The 20,184-nt window shown below is 40.8% G+C and carries 25 protein-coding genes; 10 read left to right on the top strand and 15 right to left on the bottom strand.

Going from position 1 to position 20,184, the window contains the following annotated elements; all coding sequences use genetic code 11:
* Positions 1-54 precede the first annotated feature (54 nt).
* The 5 genes from ACOZ9X_RS16680 to ACOZ9X_RS16660 form a co-directional block, all read right to left on the bottom strand.
* Positions 55-1,029, bottom strand: a complete 975-nt coding sequence (locus ACOZ9X_RS16680) for an ABC transporter ATP-binding protein (RefSeq protein WP_153238269.1) — start codon at positions 1,027-1,029, stop codon at positions 55-57.
* A complete protein-coding gene (locus tag ACOZ9X_RS16675) occupies positions 1,004-2,014 on the bottom strand; it encodes an ABC transporter ATP-binding protein (RefSeq protein ID WP_066391134.1) in 1,011 nt (336 codons plus the stop codon). Before ACOZ9X_RS16675 ends, ACOZ9X_RS16680 begins: the two co-directional genes overlap by 26 nt.
* 202 nt (positions 2,015-2,216) lie before the next feature.
* Positions 2,217-3,959: an ABC transporter ATP-binding protein gene (locus ACOZ9X_RS16670; protein ID WP_423419173.1), complete on the bottom strand. Its 1,743-nt coding sequence runs from the start codon at positions 3,957-3,959 to the stop codon at positions 2,217-2,219.
* 106 nt (positions 3,960-4,065) lie between these two features.
* The gene (ntdP, locus tag ACOZ9X_RS16665; protein WP_066242704.1) at positions 4,066-4,593 is read right to left on the bottom strand and encodes a nucleoside tri-diphosphate phosphatase; all 528 of its coding nucleotides are present in this window, start codon (positions 4,591-4,593) and stop codon (positions 4,066-4,068) included.
* A 390-nt stretch (positions 4,594-4,983) separates the two neighbouring features.
* The gene (locus tag ACOZ9X_RS16660; RefSeq protein WP_198769073.1) at positions 4,984-5,154 is read right to left on the bottom strand and encodes a gamma-type small acid-soluble spore protein; all 171 of its coding nucleotides are present in this window, start codon (positions 5,152-5,154) and stop codon (positions 4,984-4,986) included.
* 145 nt (positions 5,155-5,299) lie between these two features.
* Here ACOZ9X_RS16660 and ACOZ9X_RS16655 point away from each other — a divergent pair, with 145 nt between their 5' ends.
* Positions 5,300-5,524: a hypothetical protein gene (locus ACOZ9X_RS16655; RefSeq protein WP_153238266.1), complete on the top strand. Its 225-nt coding sequence runs from the start codon at positions 5,300-5,302 to the stop codon at positions 5,522-5,524.
* Positions 5,525-5,709: 185 nt separating this feature from the next.
* On the opposite strand, the gene ACOZ9X_RS16650 is transcribed toward ACOZ9X_RS16655, so the two are convergent.
* Genes ACOZ9X_RS16650 through ACOZ9X_RS16640 form a run of 3 tightly spaced genes read right to left on the bottom strand, consistent with a single transcriptional unit; the run spans position 5,710 to position 7,899 of the window.
* Complete coding sequence (locus ACOZ9X_RS16650; protein ID WP_423419172.1) at positions 5,710-6,465, bottom strand: SDR family NAD(P)-dependent oxidoreductase; 756 nt, start codon at positions 6,463-6,465, stop codon at positions 5,710-5,712.
* The gene (gene mutY / locus ACOZ9X_RS16645; protein WP_423419171.1) at positions 6,462-7,583 is read right to left on the bottom strand and encodes an A/G-specific adenine glycosylase; all 1,122 of its coding nucleotides are present in this window, start codon (positions 7,581-7,583) and stop codon (positions 6,462-6,464) included. Before mutY ends, ACOZ9X_RS16650 begins: the two co-directional genes overlap by 4 nt.
* Position 7,584: 1 nt before the next feature.
* Positions 7,585-7,899 carry a hypothetical protein gene (locus tag ACOZ9X_RS16640; RefSeq protein WP_423419170.1) on the bottom strand — a complete coding sequence of 105 codons (315 nt, stop codon included), beginning with the start codon at positions 7,897-7,899 and terminating at the stop codon, positions 7,585-7,587.
* Between the two features lie 38 nt (positions 7,900-7,937).
* Between ACOZ9X_RS16640 and ACOZ9X_RS16635 the strand changes: the two genes are divergently transcribed.
* The gene (locus tag ACOZ9X_RS16635; protein ID WP_423419169.1) at positions 7,938-8,939 is read left to right on the top strand and encodes a metal-dependent hydrolase; all 1,002 of its coding nucleotides are present in this window, start codon (positions 7,938-7,940) and stop codon (positions 8,937-8,939) included.
* Positions 8,940-8,952: 13 nt separating this feature from the next.
* On the opposite strand, the gene ACOZ9X_RS16630 is transcribed toward ACOZ9X_RS16635, so the two are convergent.
* The gene (locus ACOZ9X_RS16630) at positions 8,953-9,219 is read right to left on the bottom strand and encodes a YfhJ family protein (protein ID WP_144703885.1); all 267 of its coding nucleotides are present in this window, start codon (positions 9,217-9,219) and stop codon (positions 8,953-8,955) included.
* A gap of 100 nt (positions 9,220-9,319) precedes the next feature.
* Here ACOZ9X_RS16630 and sspK point away from each other — a divergent pair, with 100 nt between their 5' ends.
* Both sspK and ACOZ9X_RS16620 read left to right on the top strand, forming a co-directional pair.
* Complete coding sequence (gene sspK, locus ACOZ9X_RS16625) at positions 9,320-9,475, top strand: small, acid-soluble spore protein K (protein ID WP_066242730.1); 156 nt, start codon at positions 9,320-9,322, stop codon at positions 9,473-9,475.
* Positions 9,476-9,505: 30 nt separating this feature from the next.
* Complete coding sequence (locus tag ACOZ9X_RS16620; protein WP_370568716.1) at positions 9,506-9,682, top strand: YpzG family protein; 177 nt, start codon at positions 9,506-9,508, stop codon at positions 9,680-9,682.
* A 242-nt stretch (positions 9,683-9,924) separates the two neighbouring features.
* Here the strand turns inward: ACOZ9X_RS16620 and ACOZ9X_RS16615 are convergent, their stop codons facing one another.
* Positions 9,925-10,230 carry a YfhH family protein gene (locus ACOZ9X_RS16615; RefSeq protein ID WP_137791576.1) on the bottom strand — a complete coding sequence of 102 codons (306 nt, stop codon included), beginning with the start codon at positions 10,228-10,230 and terminating at the stop codon, positions 9,925-9,927.
* Between the two features lie 67 nt (positions 10,231-10,297).
* On the opposite strand from ACOZ9X_RS16615, the gene ACOZ9X_RS16610 reads away from it, so the two are divergent.
* Positions 10,298-10,969 (top strand): SDR family NAD(P)-dependent oxidoreductase, encoded by a 672-nt coding sequence (locus ACOZ9X_RS16610; RefSeq protein WP_423419168.1) that lies wholly within the window; start codon positions 10,298-10,300, stop codon positions 10,967-10,969.
* Here the strand turns inward: ACOZ9X_RS16610 and recX are convergent.
* The 3 genes from recX to ACOZ9X_RS16595 all read right to left on the bottom strand — a co-directional run bounded on the left by recX (position 10,956) and on the right by ACOZ9X_RS16595 (position 14,482).
* Positions 10,956-11,771, bottom strand: a complete 816-nt coding sequence (recX, locus tag ACOZ9X_RS16605; RefSeq protein WP_423419167.1) for a recombination regulator RecX — start codon at positions 11,769-11,771, stop codon at positions 10,956-10,958. The genes ACOZ9X_RS16610 and recX overlap by 14 nt on opposite strands.
* Positions 11,772-12,176: 405 nt before the next feature.
* Positions 12,177-12,383 (bottom strand): YbdD/YjiX family protein, encoded by a 207-nt coding sequence (locus ACOZ9X_RS16600; RefSeq protein ID WP_423419166.1) that lies wholly within the window; start codon positions 12,381-12,383, stop codon positions 12,177-12,179.
* Positions 12,380-14,482, bottom strand: a complete 2,103-nt coding sequence (locus tag ACOZ9X_RS16595) for a carbon starvation CstA family protein (RefSeq protein ID WP_423419165.1) — start codon at positions 14,480-14,482, stop codon at positions 12,380-12,382. Before ACOZ9X_RS16595 ends, ACOZ9X_RS16600 begins: the two co-directional genes overlap by 4 nt.
* Positions 14,483-14,585: 103 nt before the next feature.
* Between ACOZ9X_RS16595 and ACOZ9X_RS16590 the strand changes: the two genes are divergently transcribed.
* The 5 genes from ACOZ9X_RS16590 to ACOZ9X_RS16570 all read left to right on the top strand — a co-directional run bounded on the left by ACOZ9X_RS16590 (position 14,586) and on the right by ACOZ9X_RS16570 (position 17,975).
* The gene (locus tag ACOZ9X_RS16590) at positions 14,586-15,479 is read left to right on the top strand and encodes a TIGR01777 family oxidoreductase (RefSeq protein WP_423419164.1); all 894 of its coding nucleotides are present in this window, start codon (positions 14,586-14,588) and stop codon (positions 15,477-15,479) included.
* Positions 15,480-15,509: 30 nt separating this feature from the next.
* Positions 15,510-16,640: an amidohydrolase gene (locus tag ACOZ9X_RS16585; protein WP_423419163.1), complete on the top strand. Its 1,131-nt coding sequence runs from the start codon at positions 15,510-15,512 to the stop codon at positions 16,638-16,640.
* A 254-nt stretch (positions 16,641-16,894) separates the two neighbouring features.
* Complete coding sequence (locus tag ACOZ9X_RS16580) at positions 16,895-17,461, top strand: GNAT family N-acetyltransferase (RefSeq protein WP_066391109.1); 567 nt, start codon at positions 16,895-16,897, stop codon at positions 17,459-17,461.
* A gap of 90 nt (positions 17,462-17,551) precedes the next feature.
* Positions 17,552-17,689 (top strand): hypothetical protein, encoded by a 138-nt coding sequence (locus tag ACOZ9X_RS16575; RefSeq protein WP_423419162.1) that lies wholly within the window; start codon positions 17,552-17,554, stop codon positions 17,687-17,689.
* Positions 17,690-17,810: 121 nt separating this feature from the next.
* Entirely contained in the window at positions 17,811-17,975 is a 165-nt protein-coding gene (locus ACOZ9X_RS16570; RefSeq protein ID WP_137791569.1) for a YfhD family protein, read from the top strand.
* 231 nt (positions 17,976-18,206) lie between these two features.
* Here ACOZ9X_RS16570 and ACOZ9X_RS16565 read toward each other — a convergent pair whose 3' ends face one another.
* Positions 18,207-18,770, bottom strand: coding sequence for a maltose acetyltransferase domain-containing protein (locus tag ACOZ9X_RS16565; protein ID WP_423419161.1), 564 nt, complete (start codon positions 18,768-18,770; stop codon positions 18,207-18,209).
* Between the two features lie 22 nt (positions 18,771-18,792).
* The gene (gene rlmD, locus ACOZ9X_RS16560) at positions 18,793-20,181 is read right to left on the bottom strand and encodes a 23S rRNA (uracil(1939)-C(5))-methyltransferase RlmD (RefSeq protein ID WP_423419160.1); all 1,389 of its coding nucleotides are present in this window, start codon (positions 20,179-20,181) and stop codon (positions 18,793-18,795) included.
* Between the last annotated feature and the right edge of the window lie 3 nt (positions 20,182-20,184).

Here is a 20,184-nt window from a genome sequence, read left to right as displayed (position 1 = left end):
TTTCCCCCAGTTCTCATTTTAGTTATGCCTTTGTTTATATGTACGTGTCTGCCGTTATTCGTAAAGATGGCAGGCAGCGTAGTGGCCTTCAGCAACTTCTTTTAAAACAGGCTTTACGGTTCCACAATGATCCATCGCTGCAGGGCAACGTGTATGGAACGGACAACCAGCAGGCGGATTCGATGGACTCGGCACATCTCCTTGCAGGATGACGCGGTCCTTTCGATGCTCCACATCTGGAATCGGAACGGCTGATAAAAGAGCTTGTGTATATGGATGTTTCGGATCATCATAAAGCTTTTCACTATCAGCAAGCTCTACGATATGACCCAAATACATAACTCCCACTCGGTCACTGATATGGCGGACTACACCAAGATCATGCGCGATAAACAAATACGTAAGGTCGAACTCTTTTTGAAGATCTTGTAAAAGGTTCAATACTTGAGATTGAATCGAAACGTCGAGAGCAGATACCGGCTCGTCCGCGATAATGAGCTTCGGATTCACGGCTAGTGCCCGTGCGATTCCGATACGCTGTCTTTGTCCTCCTGAGAATTGGTGAGGATATCGCTTCGCATGCCAGCTTGAGAGTCCTACGACTTCAAGCAGTTCTTTAACTCTTCTTTTTCGTTCTGCTTTATCTTTTACACCATGAACGATTAAAGGTTCTTCTAAAATTTTCTCAACCGTATGACGCGGGTTAAGGGAAGCAAAAGGATCTTGAAACACCATCTGCATCTCGCGGCGTTTCTTTCTCATCTCACTTGAAGATAGTTTGGTTATATCCTCACCTTCAAAGTAGATCTTTCCTTCAGTAGGTTCTAAAAGTCTAAGGAGCATGCGTCCTGTCGTGGACTTACCGCACCCGCTCTCTCCTACGAGGCCGAGTGTCTCTCCTTTTTTTATGTAAAAAGAGATTCCATCTACTGCCTTTACTTCGCCAACGGTCTTACTCAAAATTCCGCCTTTAATTGGAAAATGCATCTTTAGATTTTCAACTTTAACTAATGGCTGTGTCTGACTCATGCAGATTCACTCCTTTCCCGTCCTCGTAAAGCCAGCATCGGACTTGATGACTGCCTTCTTGAGTTTTAAGATGAGGAGTTTCGGATATACACCTTGTTCCTGCATGCTCACAACGTGGTGCGAACGAACAACCCGTGGTGATCGAACCGGGTTTTGGTACGTTTCCTGGAATAGAATACAGACGGCCAACCTTCTCCCTCATGTCTGGTACGGATTTGATCAACCCAACCGTATAAGGGTGCTTCGGATTTTGGAAGATCGTTTTCACTTCCCCTTCTTCGACCACTTTTCCAGCGTACATAACTACGACACGCTCACACATCTCTGCCACAACACCTAGATCATGTGTGATCATCATAATAGCGGTGTCTGTTTCTTTGTTTAATCGTTTCATCAAGTCTAAGATTTGGGCTTGAATCGTAACATCCAAAGCGGTAGTAGGCTCGTCCGCTATCAGAAGTTTAGGGTCGCAGATCATGGCCATGGCGATCATGACACGCTGACGCATACCTCCTGATAATTGATGAGGATATTCTTTCACAAGCTCTTCTGCTCGTGGAAGTCCCACTAGCTTAAGCATCTCGATCGCTTTACCCATCGCTTCTTTTTTGGACCATTTTCTATGTATGCGCAGTGATTCAATAAGCTGTTCACCGATCGTAATAACCGGGTTCAAGCTTGTCATCGGCTCTTGGAATATCATCCCGATTTCATTGCCTCTGATCTGCCGCATCCTTCTTTCCGGTGCAGAAGCAAGATTTTCACCTTTAAAGAGAATCTCTCCTTCAATTTTCCCAGGCGGGGTAGGTACTAGTCCCATTACGGATAGGGATGTCACACTTTTACCGCAGCCTGATTCTCCAACAATCCCAAGCACTTCGCCAGGATTAACGTGGAAATCAACACCGTCAACAGCAGGAATTGCGCCATCTTCTGTAAGGAAAGAAGTTCTTAAGTTCTTCACTTCTAGAACTGGATTTCCCATGAGATCTCACTCCTTTCTCTAAGCTGCCAAATTTCCTAGAATATTACTTCTCTGTTGAGAATTATGACACTACTCTGACAATTTGACAATATTTAATTTTCAGAATAATCGACAAATATGTCTTATGTTGTAGTTCTTTCGTATGATGTTTACCTGTCTTTAAACAAAAAAAGACCAGCATTTCTGCCAGTCTTTAACCGATTTAATTTAATTGTTGTACCATGAAAAGGTCGTAATAAGCGCCTTGTTTTTCCATTAATTTTTTATGGTTGCCGATCTCTACGATTCTGCCGTGATCGATCACGATGATTCGATCTGCATGAGTTATGGTGGAAAGTCGGTGAGCCACAATGAACGTTGTCCGGTCTTTTGCAAGTTTTTCTAAAGCTTCTTGAATCAGATGTTCACTTTCAAGGTCTAGTGCTGAAGTTGCTTCATCTAGGATAAGAAGCGGTGGATTTTTTAAAAAGACACGCGAAATAGCCACACGCTGCTTCTGACCACCAGATAGCTTCACTCCGCGTTCACCGATCTTCGTGTCATAGCCTTCAGGTAAGTTCATTATAAATTCATGTGCATTAGCCGCTTTTGCAGCCGCAATCATCTCTTCATCAGAAGCCTCTGGATTACCCATAAGAATATTCGCTCGAACGGATTCACTAAAAAGAATATTATCTTGAAGAACCATACCGATGTTATCTCTTAGTGAGCGCACTTTAAAATCACGGATATCTGTTCCATCCAGCTTGATGCTTCCTTCTGAAACATCATAAAAACGTGGAATCAAACTGATCAACGAAGATTTACCGCCTCCGCTCATCCCCACTAGAGCAATCGTTTCACCTGCTTCAACCGATAAGGAAACATTATGTAACACATCAGCTTCTTCCTCGTTATAAGTGAACGAAACATTTTCGAAATCAAGCTTCCCTTTTACAGATTCTAACGGCTTAGCATGAGGAGAGTCTTCAATATCATAAGACTCATCTAAAAACTCAAACATCCGGTCCATAGACGCAATCGATTGTGTAAGTGTTGTAGATGAATTCACTAATCGTCTCAGTGGATTATATAATCTATCCATATATGCAACAAAAGCCACTAGCGCTCCGATTGTAATGTTTCCTTGAATACCTTGATACGCAGCAAACCCAATGACAAGAAGTGGTGCAATGTCTGTTACGGTATTTACGACCGAGAATGTTTTCGCGTTCCATTTTGTATGATCCATTGCACGGTCTAAGAAATTTCGATTTCGTTTATCGAACTGTACCTGCTCATGGTCTTCAAGTGCAAAACTTCGGATCACTGACATACCTTGAACGCGTTCATGCAGGTGGCCTTGTACTTCAGCTAGAGCTTGTGAACGGTCTTTCGTTAGTTGACGAAGTCGGGCATAAAAGAATTTTACCGAGAATCCGTAGACTGGCAGCATAGAAAGGGCAACGACAGTCAGCCAGAAATCCATAGAGAACATGATGGCAGCGGCAATAATAATCGTGGCCATATCTAGCCATACATTCATTAGACCAGTAATGACAAACGTTTTGGTTTGCTCAACATCATGGATCACTCTCGAAATCACTTCACCCGATTTGTTGTTCGAATAAAAACGCAGGCTCAAGCGTTGTATATGGTCAAACATCTTGTCACGAATGTCATATAAAACCTTTGTTCCTACCCATTGGGCATAATACTGTCTCCAATACTCAATCGGTGGACGAAGCACTACAAATATGAGGGCAGCTCCTGCCATGAGCCAGTATAGTTTGTTTAATTTTTCATCTACCGGCAATGACACTTGAATGATGTCGTCTACAACATATTTTAAAATCAGTGGCGTTAATAACGGAATTCCAAACTTAGCTAAGCCGATTACAATCGTCCAAAAAATTTGCCACTTGTACGGTTTTACGAATATCAAATAACGTTTAATACTATCCATTTCAATTTCACCATTCTTTCCTTCATAAAAAGAAAACTTGGCAAACGCCAAGTTAACCAAAGATAAAAAAAGGATAACCTGTTGACTCTTCAACAGGTTTTCCTTTTTATCGGAATTCTAAATATCTTTCATACCATTGTTCCACAAATCCAGGTTCGAACGGTCCCTTTTTTTGTGTAACCATCAAAATTAATTCTTGAAGGTTCTTCTTAATGATCGTATCAAGCTGACTCGGATACCTCATCATTCTTTTGTGCAGCTCATATTCATCTTCATCCAATAAGATATAAGTTCCGTCTGGAAATACCTTTATATCAAGATCGTAATCAATATATTTCAGGGCTTCCTTGTCCCACATGAATGGTGAGCCTAGGTTGCAATAGTAATAAATCCCGTCTTCTCGTATCATTCCGATCACGTTAAACCATTGCTTCGCGTTAAAATAGCAAATGGCCGGTTCCCTCGTGCGCCATTGACGCCCGTCAGATTCAGTAACAAGAATCCGGTCGTTACCGCAAATCACCTGACTAGGAGTCCCTTTTAAAATAACCGTATCTTCCCAATTTCTATGAAGATAACCGTTATGTTTATAGCTTTGAATATTGATTATACTTCCGGTTGCAGGAAAACTCATCTCTCTCTCCTTTCTGCCCGAGTTCCGGAAGCTAATGTTACCTATTGAATTGTTAATTCTCCTTCCTCTTTAACCAATTGTCGGTAATTCACCAGCTCCATTAATAAACCTCGTTCTTCATTTTTTTCAAGTTTTGATTCCCGATCATTACTTTCTTTCATTACACACGCTTTTTTTCTCTTCTTTATTATATCGTTTTAAGAATAGTTTGGAAATGTACTTGTCCCTGTTTTTTTCATAAAAGCGCCTTTTTTCAAATAATTCCACTCGTCACTAGTATTCCCATCGGTCTTGTTTAGAAAACGTATGTACTTCGTTTGCATACCTGATAAAAAATGAAGAAAACCAAAAAATGCTCCCTAGTGATTAGGGAGCATTCCTGGATAGAGGTTATTTTTGTTGTTGGTTTTTACCTTGTTGAGACTGTTGGTTTTGTTGGCGAACTTCTTGAGCGTTAGTTTCGCTAGCAAATTCAGTCCCGTAAGATTGACCAGCTTGTTGTTGAGCGTTTTGTTGCTTTTGACGAGCTTGTTGTTGTTGTTGTTTTTGTTGTTTGTCCATGTTTTTCACCTCCACGAAATATAATTTACCCGAGGTCATGCTTTTTTATAAGCATTTTTTTTATTAGATATTTCCAGTATTAAAACATTGAGATATAGGGGATAAATGAATGAATAACTATTTCTTAATAAAGGAGGTACGACACATGTATGTAGGAAGAGATATGACAGAATTGAGTATGACGAGTAAGACCGATTGGAAAGATGCAGAACTGGCTTATTTTCATCACTCCTTGCAGCAGGTAGCCCCTTATTTAAACGAAGAAGGTACAAGCATGCACCGCGAGATCATTAAAGAGATCGAAGCAAGAGGCGGTATGAAACGTGATGAAGCCGATTGGACGCATGGGACTGAGGTTAAGTACGATTGAATTCCTGATTGTCGGGAATCGCTCATAAACCCTGGGAATCGCTCATAAACCCTGGGAATCGCTCATAAACCCTGGGAATCGCTCATAAACCCTGGGAATCGCTCGTCCAGCATGCCTAACAGCCGCTGGACGAGCACCAAAAACAGCCCCTACTCTCAGCAGGGGCTTGTTTTATTCAAAAAATATTAAAAATTACTATAAGACTGTCCACCATCTACGTTCAGCGTACTTCCAACGACCCATGATGCCTTTTTAGAGGCTAAAAAAACCACAACGTCGGCTACTTCTTCAACTGTCCCAAATCGTCCTGCAGAAATATGTTCTTCTACAAATGAATTGATTTGATCTGGATTCTGTTCCAATCTTTTTTTCCAATTTCCTGTTTCATGCAAGATCGATCCAGGGGCAACGCCGTTTACCCGAATCCCCTTTTTAATCATTTCGTCACCAAATGATTTTGTGAAGGAAATCATCGCTGCCTTACTCGCATTGTAAGTAGGCTTACCACCAGATTCCCGGCCAAAAATAGAGGAAATATTAATAATAGCTCCGCCGTCTGACTTTCCGGTCATGATTGCTGCCGCTCTCTTACTCAAATCAACAGCTGAAAGAAAGTTCAAATGCATGGCTTCTTCAAACTGCTCGATGCTTGTCTCCATAACAGAAGAACCATTGCTCCCACCCGCATTGTTAACCAAAACATCAATTGTTCCAAAGTTCGTAACGAACTCATCCATCACTCGTTCACGATCCTCAGCAATCGTTACATCACCCTGGAAAATTTCAATGCCTTCTTTTTGAGCAGCTTCCAGATCAGCTAAGTTACGACCGACGATCCCTACTCTTGCACCTTCTTCTAAAAAGGCATGGGCGATACCTTGGCCGATCCCTTTCGATCCACCTGTAACAAGCACAACTTTACCTTCAAGATCTAAATTCATACGATTAACGCCTCCTTGATGAGCCGAATGATTTTTTGATGCGAGACAGGAAATGGATAATTTTCAAGTTCATCTACAGAGACCCATTTCCAATCGGCAGGCAACTGTTCCAGATCATCTTCACTTTCAATTTTACCCTGCCATATTTGAATTTCCCATTTTAAGTGAGAAAACACATGCTCAATATATCCTGCTTTTTCCTCTACAACCGCTCCAAAGTTCGTCTGTTCTTGTACATAGCCAACCAATGCGTCAATCTCTGCATCTTTGTGCTCCCCAACATACTCAGTATTCGGAAATTCCCACATGTTAGCAAGCAAGCCTTCAGATGGTCTTTTGTGAATAAGAATTTTCCCATCATGATTTAACAGAACACCTGCAGTCATCTTCGCTTTACGAACTTTTGTTTTTCCTAACTTTACAGGAAGTTCGGCTTGTCTTCCACTCTCAAACCCTCTGCATAATTCTCGCATCGGACATAATAAGCAAGCTGGTGATTTCGGCGTGCATATGAGAGCACCTAACTCCATTAATGCTTGATTAAAAGAAGATGGATCATCGTGTGAGATCAGCTCCCTTACTGCTTTTTCAAAAAGTACACGCGTTTTTGGTTTGCTGATATCTTCTTCGATCAATAGAATTCTGGATAAAACACGCATAACATTACCATCAACTGCTGGCTCTGGAATACCGTACGCAATACTAAGGACTGCTCCTGCTGTATAAGGGCCAACTCCCTTTAATCCAGCGATTTCTTTTGGCGTATTCGGTACTTTTCCTCCATAAGATTCGCATACTTCTTTTACTGCGGTTTGTAAGTTTCGAACTCGGGAATAATAACCTAGACCCTCCCATGCTTTTAAGACTTTTTCTTCATCCGCGTAAGCGAGGTCTTGGAGCGTTGGGAACAGTTGAGTAAATCGTTCAAAATAAGGAATGACCGTGTCTACTCTCGTTTGTTGAAGCATAATCTCAGAGACCCAGACACGGTAAGGATCTTGATTTTCTCTCCAAGGCAACGTTCGTTTGTTCTCGTTATACCAAGTTAACAAATGGTCTTGAAATTGTTTCACATATGAAGCATTGAGGGAAAATATACTATTACTTGTTGTCTTCAATTTACAGATCTTCCTTTGTGTTTAGCTTTTCAAACGCCCAGCAATGGATTTTTTCTAATCCTCCTGTTACACATTCGTCAAGGATTGAAAAAACAGGATGCTGTAGAGAAGTTCGATTTTTTTTAATCGTATCATATGATGCTTGATCGTTAACTTGGAAACATTCAACATATAATGAAGGCTGATCTGCTGCTCTGTACCATTGAATATCAGAAGCACCACAAGCTTTAAGCTCATTGATGACAGAATCCATTTGAGACTCATACAATTGAATGAAATCTGGACTTATTTTATACTCCATAAAAACCGTTAACATATTCTTTTCACTCCATTCCTACATAGGAGGTGATCGCCTTGGATACAGGCACACATATTGTAATGGGGCTCGGGTTAGGTGGTTTAGCGATGCTAGACCCTGCAATTGCAAATGATCCAATAACCTCCCAAGCTATTCTTGCTGGGACTTTAATTGGTTCCCAAGCACCCGACTTTGACACCGTACTCAAACTAAAAAATAATGCGGTATACATCCGCAATCACAGAGGCCTTACACATTCATTGCCGGCACTCGTAATATGGCCACTGCTCTTATTTGGGGCTATCTCGTTATTTGTTCCAGAAGCAGATAACGGAAAGCTTTTATTATGGACAGCAATTGCTGTTTTCCTTCATGTATTCGTTGATATCTTTAATGCTTACGGCACACAGGCCCTATATCCGATTTCAAAGAAATGGATCGCGCTTGGTGTCATCAGTATCTTTGATCCTTTTATCTTCTTCTTGCATATCGGAGGCCTGCTGCTCTGGTATATAGGTGTTGATCCCGGATACACGTTTCTCACGGTGTACAGCATACTCGTTGTTTATTACATCATTCGGATCATATCCAGACAGCGCGTGAACAAGATCGTGCTGAAAAAGATTCCAGAAGCAGAAGAGATCTATGCCAGCCCGACCATTCGCTGGGGACAGTACCATCTAGCCATAAAATCGAAGCACGAATTCTTCGTAGCCGGTTTAAAAAATGGAAAAGTAACGGTTTGGGATACTTTCGATCGTCTAGCTGTTCCGAAAACGAAATTGATCGATGCAGCGAAAAAGGACAAAAACATATCTGCCTTTCTCTCTTTCTCCCCTGTACACAGGTGGGAAGTCGAAAAAAATGACCACGGTCATCTCGTTCAATTTATTGACCTCAGGTATAGAAGTAAAGGGCACTATCCTTTTGTCGCGATGGTACAGTTAGATGAGAACTTGAACATCATTACTTCTTTTACAGGCTGGGTATATTCTGAAGACCGTCTGAAAAAGAAGATGGAGTTATCACCGCTCGACCTTATCAACAATAATGAATAGGAAGAAGACGGGCTTATTGAATAGGCCCGTCTTTTTTTACGAAACGCTGAAATTTAGGATTGTTTGAAAAATACTCATGAAGCTTATGGCCATATGAAGTAATCAACTGTGTTACCATTTTTTCAGTAACCTCTTGTCCTTCATATTCCCATCCCGCTTTCGCTCGAGTAGACTCAAAATCTTCCCATAATCCTTCCACCCATTCCCTTGCTTCTTGATTTGTAAGGGCTGGGTTCTTTTTTTGCAGTAGTTTCGCCAATCTGTCAAAACGCTCTTCCATTATTCTCCCTCCTTATCCAAATTTTAAAGAAACCCCCGTCACATAAAGGGTTCTCTCACGTTTCATACTAGTTGAGAACCGATAACAAGGAGGTAATCACATGCGCAATAAATCAAAAAACTTCCCTAATCGGATCTCCTTCTCAGGTGAGCCGAGATCAAAAGAAGAATTCTCTTCTAAACGGCCAGATGGATCCATTCGTGACCATCCGCAGGAACGAATGTTTTTATCCAATCAACACCGAGATGATCAGTAACTCTTGCGGTTATGAATTTCATTCTGGGGGGTGAATCAGTTGAACAAGAAAGATTACTTCTCATCAACGCGATTTAACGGTAAATATTCTGACCCCTTTCACTCACCGCGTGCCAATTCGAAGCATGCGTACAACCAAGTGAACGGGGAGACCCAGCAAGCATTAAATAACTATGTGCTTGAAATTCAAACACGTAAGCGTTCATAGTGACGAATAAAGGAGCGGTCCTGTACCGCTTCTTTATTTTGTTTCTTGGTTCAAAAAGACTTACAGTGGTTAATTTGCGTTTCAGATGCTCGCTTTCCGGGGGGCGTGCGGTGAGCCACCTCATCGCCTTGCGACCTTAGGTGTCTCACCTGTCCCGCTAATCCCCCAGGAGTCTCGCACCTTACACTCCAATCAACGGCAAAGAAGCTTTGAACAAAACACAAAGAAAAGAGCCTTCAAAATTATTCAAGCACTGAAATCGGCAGAGCTTCGAGTGCACTTTGTTTATTTTTGTAACCCCAGGCAAAAATACCATTTAGGTACAGCACAGAAAAAGTCGAACCCGGATCTCCTTGAATTCCGTATTCTTTCCCGCTTTCGATCGTTGACGGGTCCATCAGATAGCATTTACCCATCGCGATCTTACGTTCATAAACGGCGTACTCACTTACCATGCCCATTTGTTCTGCTTTTTGTGCTTTTGCTCGAAGGGAAGCAATTTCGCCTTTAATTTCAACTTCTGTCATCTCGCTGAATCTTTTTTCCATTTGATTACTCCCTTTCTTTTCTGTACCCTATATATGCTTAAGAACTAACTACATAGGAGTGGTAACTTTGAATAAGACTGTCATTATTACGGGCGGCGGTTCTGGCTTAGGACTCGCACTAGCCCGCGAATATAATAAAACGTACAACGTATATCTCGTTGGCCGCAATGAGCAAAAATTAGAGCAAGCTGTTCAATCATTCGCTCACAGCGAAAACAAAGTATCGTATAAAGTTTGTGATGTTACCGATTACGCAAAAACCGAATCCATGCTTCAATCCATCTTCCAAAGTGAGAACGTTCACGCTTTGATCAACAATGCAGGTATGGGTGTATTTGAGCCGCTTGAAGACTTAACAAAAACAGATATAACACAAATGCTCGAAACGAATGTTTACGGCACCATTTTTCCAACTAAGCTTGCTTTACAGCTGTTTAAAAAGCAAGGCTTCGGCAAGGTAATGAACATCATTTCCACAGCCGGTTTACGCGGAAAGGTAAATGAATCTGTTTATTGTGCTTCTAAATTTGCCGTTAGAGGATTTACAGAAAGTCTCGTCAAGGAATGGGATGGCACTGATATCTATCCAACAGCGGTTTATATGGGCGGAATGGATACCCCTTTCTGGGATGATTCTAATCACATTGCAGATCGCTCTCGATTAAAGTCTCCGGAACAGGTTGCTGCCCTAATCATTGAACAGGACGACAACAGACCTGAGATCTTTATAGATCGTTAAGTTCTTCACCGCTAAGAAGTTCTGAAATTACTCCAGAATCGAAGCCTTTGCTGTATAGAAATTTCTTCATGCGTGACTCGTATTCAAAGCCACTATACTTTTTATATTTTTGATGAGCCTTGCGAGCATGCGCCAGCAAGGCTTCTTTTTCATCTTCGGCAGATTGACTGATCTTTGCTTCTTGAAATGCCATTTCAATCACTTCCCACGAATAGCCTTTTTGCTGAAGCTGCTGAGCAATCCTTTGCTTCTGTTCTTTCTCAGAACGTTTCTTTCTGCTCGAAAATTGTTTTTGAATAAATGTAATACTCGCTTCTAGTTGCTCCTCATAACTGAACTGATCGAGAGCCTCTTCCGTGTTATGATCACTGATTCCTTTTTTCTTCAGCTCCTGCCGAATCATTCCTGGTCCTTTAAAGGATGTGTTCATCCGGCTTCTAACGAGTGATTTCGCAAAGGTTTGGTCATTCACAAAATCATACTCCGAAAGTTTTTGCAGAACTCGTTTGATCGTGGATTCAGGAACTTCCTTCTTTTCTAGATATACCTCGATCTCATGGGCAGTTCGCATTCGAAAAGATAAATAGTGAAGAGCTTTATTAAATGCTTTTCGATATTGATCTTCTTCAATGATGGATTCCCATTCTTCTTCATCGATCTCCATACCTTTTTGAAGTGAAAATTTTATTAATACATCTGCGTCTACGCTAAATGCAAATTCTTCTTTTGACCCTTTTTGTATAAAAATATTAAATCGTTCGTCGTTTTTTTGCTGAGCAGAAATCCTTGTTATAACAGCCATCTACCCACCTTCTTTCACCAAATAGTGTACCATATCTTATGGACTTCATGCTGTTTGAACAGCCTATAAACCATGTAATTGTATCTGTATGAGAATGTTAACGAAAACAAGCACTTACCGTTAGATAAAACACGGACATTTAAGGAGCATCGGCGGTTAGAACTGATTTTCAGGTGTAAAATGCGCAGTCACGGGTGCTTACGCGGCAATCTCAGGTGTAATTCAGTACATCACAGTTGGTTAATCCCACTTTACCGGTGAACGTGTAATAAATATAAAAACACGTACCGTAAAAACCACTCCTCATAGACTCGTACTCACCCATTCATCACATAAAAAAGCACCCTCCCCGTTTGGAGAGAATGCTTTTTTGGTGAAAGTGCAACCTGCACTTATATAGGCTTATCAACAGCGTTTTGCATTTGCGCCATATTTATTTTCGAGCAACTCTGCAAAAAACTCTTTTTCAGTTGGCGGTGTGCGATCAGGATGATTTTCTTTTAGATGTTTCACATAAGCTTGGTAATCAGGCAGATTTGAGATTCCCTTTCCGATATATAAAAGGATCTGAAAGATATCTTTCACCCAATTCCAAGCAGCTTGAAACGTCACGATACATCACCAAGCTTTGTTTGCACAAATGGCTCTTCTGACGTTTCTAATGGCTTCTCACTCTTAACAGCTTTGTACCAGATGCGCATTGCATCAATCAGTACACCTAGAATAAGCAGCATAAAGATCGCGGTTAGATAAGCGTTTAACGTATTGTTGAAGACCAGCTGTTTAGCAGCTTCCATGGAAGGTACAGTTGCTGGCAAGTTGCCGCTCGCTATCGCTTCTTTCATGACCTCTGCTTGCTTTAAGAAACCGATTTTCGGAATATCAGAGAAAATCTTTTGCCAAGCCGCATAGAATGTTACGATCATCAACCAAGCAAGGGGAACTAACGTCACCCATACAAACTTTTTCTTACCCATCTTCAAAATAACTGTAGTTGCCACGATAAGGGCAATAGCCGCTAACATTTGGTTAACGATTCCGAACAATGGCCATAGGGTATTGATGCCGCCTAACGGATCCGTTACACCAACAACTAAGAAATAACCCCAGCCTGCAACGACTAACGCACTCGTGAAATATACAGCCGGCATAGAATCTGTTTTTCGCAAAGGTTTATAAATTTGCCCTAGAAGATCTTGAAGCATAAACCTACCTACCCGTGTACCTGCGTCAATAGTGGTCAAAATGAATACAGCTTCAAATAGTATCGCAAAATGGTACCAGAAAGCCATCAACTGTGGCCCACCGATAACTTGTGAGAAAATTTGTGCGATCCCTACAGCTAGTGATGGAGCACCACCTGTTCGAGAAAGAATCGATTCTTCATCTACATTTTTAGCGAGTTCATTAATCTCGTCTGCTGATACAGTGAACCCCCAAGAGGATATCGTTGTAGCAGCTGTTGCGACATCCGTTCCGATCGCAGCACCTGGGGAATTGATCGCAAAATAGATACCAGGCGTCAAAAGCGTTGCCGCTACCATCGCCATTATTGCTACAAATGATTCTGTTAACATTCCTGCGTAACCGATCATAGGAGCATGCTGCTCGTTCGCGATTAGTTTAGGCGATGTTCCTGATGAGATCAACGCATGGAATCCAGAAATGGCTCCACAAGCAATCGTAATGAACAAGAATGGAAAAAGGTTTCCTGCAAATACCGGACCTGTTCCATCAATAAATTTAGTAAGAGCAGGCATTTGAATCTCAGGCATGACGATTAGAATACCGAGTGCCATCATTCCGATTACCCCTACTTTTAGGAACGTACTTAAATAGTCTCTTGGAGCAAGGAGCATCCAAACAGGAAGAACGGAAGCAAGAAAACCATAAACGATCAACATCCAAGCTAAAGTCTCACCATCAAATGTAAAAAGAGGTGCTAGTGTTGGAGAGTCTGCAACCCATTGGCCGCTGACTAAAGCAAAAATCAACAATACAAAACCAATTATGGATGCTTCCCCTACTCGTCCCGGGCGTAAATAGCGCATATACACACCCATGAAAAGAGCGATGGGAATGGTCATAGCAATCGTATATGTACCCCATGGGCTTGATTTAAGTGCGTTAACAACTACTAGTGCAAGAACGGCAATTAAAATAACCATAATAGCAAAAACACCGATTAGCGCTAGCATTCCACCAACTGGTCCTATTTCTTCTTTAGCAATCTGACCAATTGATTTACCTCTGCGTCTCATGGAAATAATTAAAATAACAAAATCTTGTACAGCTCCGGCAAGAACGGCTCCGACAATAATCCAGATGGTACCAGGCAGATATCCCATCTGTGCCGCTAATGTTGGACCTACAAGTGGACCAGCACCAGCGATCGCTGCAAAATGGTGTCCATAAAGAACCCATTTGTTTGTCGGTACATAATCCTTACCATCTGCATATCTTTCTGCAGGTGTTGCATTGTTCTTATTAAGGCTGAAGATTTTTGTAGCAATAAATCTAGCATAAAAGCGATAAGCAATGGCATACGTACACAAGGAAGCAACTACAAACCAGATTGCATTGATCTTCTCGTCTCTTTGGAGTGCGATGATGGATAAGGCGATCCCCCCGGCTAAAGCAATACCTATCCATAACAGCGCTCTCAAAAAGGGATTCTTCTTTTTTGCTTGCACATTTCTTTGGAGCTCCATAAGTCTTCTTTCCTCCTCAATAGTGTAAAATAATATGTACAAGATGAATTATAACAAATATTCTTAATTTTTAAATAAATAAAATGGAAAGAGGTGGATTATCATGAAAAGAACTCTAATTACTGGAGGCACAGGCTTCGTTGGTGGCTATTTGACGAATCACCTTACATCGCTTGGAAACGAGGTCTATATACTTACCCGAAAAGATAAACAATCTCAGAAAAAAGGCGTTCAATATGTACAATGGATGGGAAACGATGAACCCGATCTGCCTCCGATCGATGCTGTTGTTAACCTTGCTGGAGAATCCATAAATGGCAGATGGACAGATGAAAAGAAACAGTCGATCTTAAACAGCCGTTTAAAAGTAACAGAAGAATTATTAAAGCTTGTAGAGAAGATGCCCCAAAAACCATCCGTTTGGATAAACGCTTCTGCAATTGGATATTATGGAACTTCTGAAACAGAAGTGTTCACAGAAAGGTCTGCCAAACATGGCACAGACTTTCTAGCTGAAGTTGTTAGAGCATGGGAAACGAAAGCATCAGAAGCAGAAGCTCTCGGCATCAGAACGGTGTTCACACGATTCGGGCTTGTATTAGGTAAAGACGGAGGTGTGCTTCCCCAGCTAAGCCTTCCTTATCGCTTTTTTGCAGGGGGTACGGTGGGCTCTGGTGATCAGTGGGTATCTTGGGTGCATGTGGAAGACGTAGCAAAACTCATCACAGAAGCTATAGAGATTGAACACTATTCAGGTCCTGTAAATGTAACCTCTCCACATCCTGTGACGATGAAGGAATTCGGTCAAGTAACAGGTGACGTTATGCACCGACCTCATTGGCTTCCAGCTCCTTCTATAGCTTTTAAGATCATGTTTGGAGAAATGAGTATGTTGATTCTAAAGGGACAGCAGGTACTTCCAGAAAAAGCGCAAAACATAGGCTATACGTTCTCCTTTCCACACTTAAAGGGGGCTTTACATGATTTGTTACAATGATATTAAAAATAATCGATCAGGTGACACATTATGAAAACATTAATTCAAAAAGCGAAAGTGTACCCAATAACGAGCAGCGAACTTCAGCAAGGCGACGTACTAGTTGAAAACGGTAAAATCGTAGCTGTCGAAACGCATATAGAAGCTTCAGCTGATATGGAGATCATCCAAGCTGAAAATCTGCATCTTCTTCCTGGATTCATAGATGTTCACACTCATCTAGGCTTATATGACGAAGGAACAGGATGGGCTGGAAATGATGCTAATGAGACTCACGAGGTGCTTACTCCCCATATTCGTGCCATCGATGGCTGTCATCCACTAGACATCGCCTTTAAGGATGCAGTACGTTTTGGAGTGACGACTGCACACATCATGCCTGGAAGTGCAAATGTTATCGGTGGAACGACCTCTGTCATTAAAACGCATGGACACGATATTAGAAAAATGATCATAAAGGAAACGGCTGGTCTTAAAATCGCATTAGGTGAAAATCCAAAACGAATTCATAGTGGACGTCATAATGATTCCATCACTCGGATGGGCATTATGGGTATGCTGCGTGAAGCTTTTTATCAAGCAAAAGATTCAGCTTACCAAGATAATTTGCGTGTTGCACCGATCGCAGCCGCATTAAACCGCGAGATTCCTGTTCGAATTCATGCTCACCGTGCAGATGATATTCTTTCTGCTATCCGATTTGCTGAAGAATTCAACTTAGACTTTCGTATTGAACATTGTACAGAAGGGCATCTCATTGCGGACTCATTCAAAGATTTAAATTTAAAAGTCAGTGTTGGTCCTACACTAACGCGCAAGTCCAAGATTGAACTGAAGAACAAATCGTGGGAAACGTATCGCATACTATCGGAAAATAATGTTGAGGTTTCAATTACGACCGATCACCCTTACATTCCGATTCAATATTTAAACGTTTGTGCGGCAATTGCCGTTAGAGAAGGATTGAGTGAAAAAAAAGCGCTTGAAGGTATCACTATCGCTCCTGCAAAGAACCTTGGAATCGCTGATCGAGTAGGCAGTATTGAGCCCGGAAAAGATGCCGATTTATCCCTCTGGACTGAGCATCCGTTCCACTTTTCTGCTACCCCTGTTTTGACCATGATCGATGGAGAAATAATTTACAAAAAATCTACAAAATAACTATTTTCTTTTTTGAAAAAATGTCTTATTATACAAATAGAGCAACATGCGGATTAAGCGAATCCGGAACATTTTAAAAGTCGCTCCATAACCAAATACAACATTATCTTCATAAATTAAATACTGAAGCAAGGGAAGGCAATTGGTGCGCCACCAGCTATGACTGGTCCTAGTGGGTTCGATTCCCACCCCGAATTAATTTTTATTCTTAATTCGAGGGTGGGGGATACTTCTGCCCTCTAGGAGGGATTAAATTGTTGAAAAAGCGTGATTTATCAGACAGTCATGTTCTTTACAATTTAATGGTGCACCCAGACGTCTTCCCTTTTGTGCGTCAAAAAGCTGCTTCATTTGAAGAATTTCTATTTCTAACGAAGCAAACGATCGAGGAAGAAGACCAAGGAAACATTATTTCCAGAACGATTTTGGATGAGTGGCATAATCCAATCGGCACCATTAATTTATTCGATGTCCAAGATGGCTATGGCTTTCTTGGCACTTGGATTGGTCAGCCTTATTTTGGAAAAGGGTACAATTCTTTAGCAAAAGAAGCTTTCTTTTCTGAATTATTTTATGAGAAAGATATCCACACAATCTTTATGCGTATTCGCAAAGTAAATATTCGTTCGCAAAAAGCAGCTGAAAAAATTCCTTATGTGACGTTAGCCAACGAAACAAGAAAAGATGTTTATGATCAGTTAAACCAAGGACAGGATATCTATAACCTTTATCAGATTGAAAAAGATAACTATCTCATGCACATGCTTCGTACACAAACACAGCCTCTCGAAATTGTGGAAGAACAATTAAAGGAAGCTTAATACAGGTAACTTGTACACTTACTCTGCGCATACTAATAAACATCACTTCCATACGGAGTGATGTTTATTTTTTTGTAAGGAGGTAATGTCATGGAGAGTAAAAAACAACAAGCAAAAGAAAGAAACGACGATCTAACTAAAACTCAAGAGATTCTTTATAAAGAGGAATTAAAATCTGCAGAAGCAACAGCAGAGACACAAGAGATGACAAACGAAGATAATTCCTAAAAGGATGATTCTTCCATTAATATTTAACTGAAAAATGCACATTCTATAGTTGAGGACAAGTTCCTCAAATGCTTTTGATTTACGTTTCAAAACATCGTGATATCTTTAAGGAGGTATTTGTGTGGAAAAACGTAACCGAAAGTCCTCATTGCACAACAATGCTAAAGCTTCTCAAGCCAAAGGACTTGATGTCGAGTACTCAAGTGAATTGGCAGATCAAAACGATCTTGAAGCACAAGCACGTGCACAAGCCGCTGACCGACGTCAGAAAAATAGCCGTCGCTAAGCGCAAAAAGACCTGCTGGGATAGCAGGTCTTTTTTTAATATAGAAATATGAATGCTCTACCTATCTTGTGGATAAAGTTATCCACAGTTCTATTAATAATGTTGATAGCTTCATTTTTAAGACAAATTATTATGTGCAATTTTGTGCAAAACTTTATAGTTATGCACATTTTCTGTGGAAAAAGATGTGGATAGTGTGTATATTTCTGAATTTTTTAAGCTTTAAATATATTATTTCATTTCAATCGTTTTTATTATTTTAGCTGGATTTCCTCCAACTACTACATTTGCAGGAACGTTTTTAATCACTACCGCTCCAGAAGCGACTACCGCATTATCCCCAATTTTTACACCTGGATTAATAATAACTCCCCCACCAAGCCAGACGTTATTTCCGATCTCGATAGGCTTTCCATACTCAGCACCAGAATTTCTTTCTACTGGATCTAACGGATGAGTTGCTGTATAAATATGGACGCCTGGTGCTAACATACAATTATCACCAAAACGCACCTCACATACATCTAAAATGGTACAGTCAAAGTTCGCATAAAAGTTTTCCCCTACATGAATGTTGTAGCCATAATCACATCTAAAGTTCGGCTCTATTCCAACATTCTGACCAGTTGACCCGAACAATTCTTTTACTAAAGAATTACGCTTATCCCATTCCTCTTCGGTTGTGGCGTTGTACTCTCGTGTCAGCTTTCTTGCTTGAATACGCTCGTTCACAAGCTGCTGATCATCGGGACGATACATTTCTCCATCGATCATTTTTTCTTTTTCCGTTTTCATGCAGCAACTTTCCTTTCACGATCTATTTCAATACTAAGGTACAAACCGCTTCAACTTGTGATGTTTGCGGAAACATATCCACAGGAGTAATCTGTTCGACGATATAACCATTACTTATTAACATGTGGACATCTTTTGCTAATGTTGAAGGGTTACACGAAACATACACCATTTTTTTAGGCTTTGTTTTAATTATCGTATCTAAGAAAACAGGATCACACCCTGTTCTTGGTGGATCTACAACTACTACGTCAGGTTCCCAGCCTTCTTTCACCCACTTTGGGAGAAGTTTTTCAGCTTTACCTGTCTCATAATAAGCGTTTTTAATTTGGTGTTTCTCAGCATTTTTTCTTGCATCCATGATGGATTCTTTAACTATATCCATCCCTCTTACTTCTTCTGCACCATTCGCAAGCCACATGCCGATCGTACCCGAACCGCAATAAGCATCAACGACCTTTTCATTACCCGTCAGATTGGCCTGTCTTTTTACTTCGTTATATAAGTTTACAGTCTGCTCAGGATTCAACTGGAAAAACGCACGTGCTGATAGCTCAAAACGAAGATCGCCAAGATGTTCAGTTATCGTATCTTTTCCGAAAATACCCTCCGTCTGTTCACCGAATACAAGCGACGTTTTCTCTTCATTTACATTTTGAACAAAGGAAGTTACTTGAGGCAGTCTTTTCTTGATCTCTGCCACAAAAATTTCTTTTTTCGGCACCTCATTCGTTGCAGTTACGATGACTAACTGAATTTCATCCGTACGGAAAGCTGTTCTAACTACAATGGTACGTATGCTACCCGTTTGTTTTCTTTCGTCATATATAGGTAGATTCAGATCTCTAATAATCTGTTTTACTTTATTCGTGACAATATTCGTATCCTCATGTTGTACGAGACAGTGATCAATGTTGATCAACTTATGTGAGTTGGAGCTATAAAGTCCTGCGATTACAGTATCGTCGATCTTTCCAACTTGAAATTGAGACTTATTTCGATATGCCCAAGGCTCGTCCATTCCGATTGTTTTTCTCACATTCAATTTATCTCGATGAATCTTTGTATATCTCTCAAAAGCCTGCACAACGATATCTCGTTTTTCTCTTAGTTGTGCTGCATAAGACATATGCTGAATCTGACATCCACCACATGTTTCATAGATTGGACAAGGTGGTGTTACTCTATCTTTGGACTTTTTAAATACTTTCTTTATCTTTGCTTCTGCTCGGTTTGGATAGACTTTTGTAATAATAACCGACATTTCTTCGCCTGGAATCCCTCCAGGAACAAAGACTACCTGTCGTTGATGAAATCCAATTCCTTCGCCATTAATCCCTAACCGTTTAATTAGAAGCGGAATTGTCTCACCTATCTTCATAATGGGATTGTTTTGTTTCGTATTTTTCATAAT

The sequence above is a fragment of the Fictibacillus nanhaiensis genome, from assembly GCF_049537595.1.
In the GTDB taxonomy this organism is placed as follows: domain Bacteria; phylum Bacillota; class Bacilli; order Bacillales; family Fictibacillaceae; genus Fictibacillus; species Fictibacillus nanhaiensis_F.
This window is presented reverse-complemented; position numbering and strand designations above follow the sequence as displayed.

What these genes read in the sequence shown, in the direction of transcription:
- ACOZ9X_RS16640 (WP_423419170.1), bottom strand. Translation starts at nt 7,899, where the DNA reads ATGTTAACGGTTTTTATGGAGTATAAAATAAGTCCAGATTTCATTCAA.
- ACOZ9X_RS16595 (WP_423419165.1), bottom strand. Translation starts at nt 14,482, where the DNA reads ATGGAGCTCCAAAGAAATGTGCAAGCAAAAAAGAAGAATCCCTTTTTG.
- ACOZ9X_RS16565 (WP_423419161.1), bottom strand. Translation starts at nt 18,770, where the DNA reads ATGAAAACGGAAAAAGAAAAAATGATCGATGGAGAAATGTATCGTCCC.
- ACOZ9X_RS16575 (WP_423419162.1), top strand. Translation starts at nt 17,552, where the DNA reads ATGGAGAGTAAAAAACAACAAGCAAAAGAAAGAAACGACGATCTAACT.
- ACOZ9X_RS16670 (WP_423419173.1), bottom strand. Translation starts at nt 3,959, where the DNA reads ATGGATAGTATTAAACGTTATTTGATATTCGTAAAACCGTACAAGTGG.
- ACOZ9X_RS16660 (WP_198769073.1), bottom strand. Translation starts at nt 5,154, where the DNA reads ATGGACAAACAACAAAAACAACAACAACAACAAGCTCGTCAAAAGCAA.
- ACOZ9X_RS16655 (WP_153238266.1), top strand. Translation starts at nt 5,300, where the DNA reads ATGTATGTAGGAAGAGATATGACAGAATTGAGTATGACGAGTAAGACC.
- ACOZ9X_RS16615 (WP_137791576.1), bottom strand. Translation starts at nt 10,230, where the DNA reads ATGGAAAAAAGATTCAGCGAGATGACAGAAGTTGAAATTAAAGGCGAA.
- ACOZ9X_RS16590 (WP_423419164.1), top strand. Translation starts at nt 14,586, where the DNA reads ATGAAAAGAACTCTAATTACTGGAGGCACAGGCTTCGTTGGTGGCTAT.
- ACOZ9X_RS16680 (WP_153238269.1), bottom strand. Translation starts at nt 1,029, where the DNA reads ATGAGTCAGACACAGCCATTAGTTAAAGTTGAAAATCTAAAGATGCAT.
- ACOZ9X_RS16650 (WP_423419172.1), bottom strand. Translation starts at nt 6,465, where the DNA reads ATGAATTTAGATCTTGAAGGTAAAGTTGTGCTTGTTACAGGTGGATCG.
- sspK (WP_066242730.1), top strand. Translation starts at nt 9,320, where the DNA reads ATGCGCAATAAATCAAAAAACTTCCCTAATCGGATCTCCTTCTCAGGT.
- ACOZ9X_RS16630 (WP_144703885.1), bottom strand. Translation starts at nt 9,219, where the DNA reads ATGGAAGAGCGTTTTGACAGATTGGCGAAACTACTGCAAAAAAAGAAC.
- ACOZ9X_RS16585 (WP_423419163.1), top strand. Translation starts at nt 15,510, where the DNA reads ATGAAAACATTAATTCAAAAAGCGAAAGTGTACCCAATAACGAGCAGC.
- recX (WP_423419167.1), bottom strand. Translation starts at nt 11,771, where the DNA reads ATGGCTGTTATAACAAGGATTTCTGCTCAGCAAAAAAACGACGAACGA.
- rlmD (WP_423419160.1), bottom strand. Translation starts at nt 20,181, where the DNA reads ATGAAAAATACGAAACAAAACAATCCCATTATGAAGATAGGTGAGACA.
- ACOZ9X_RS16675 (WP_066391134.1), bottom strand. Translation starts at nt 2,014, where the DNA reads ATGGGAAATCCAGTTCTAGAAGTGAAGAACTTAAGAACTTCTTTCCTT.
- ntdP (WP_066242704.1), bottom strand. Translation starts at nt 4,593, where the DNA reads ATGAGTTTTCCTGCAACCGGAAGTATAATCAATATTCAAAGCTATAAA.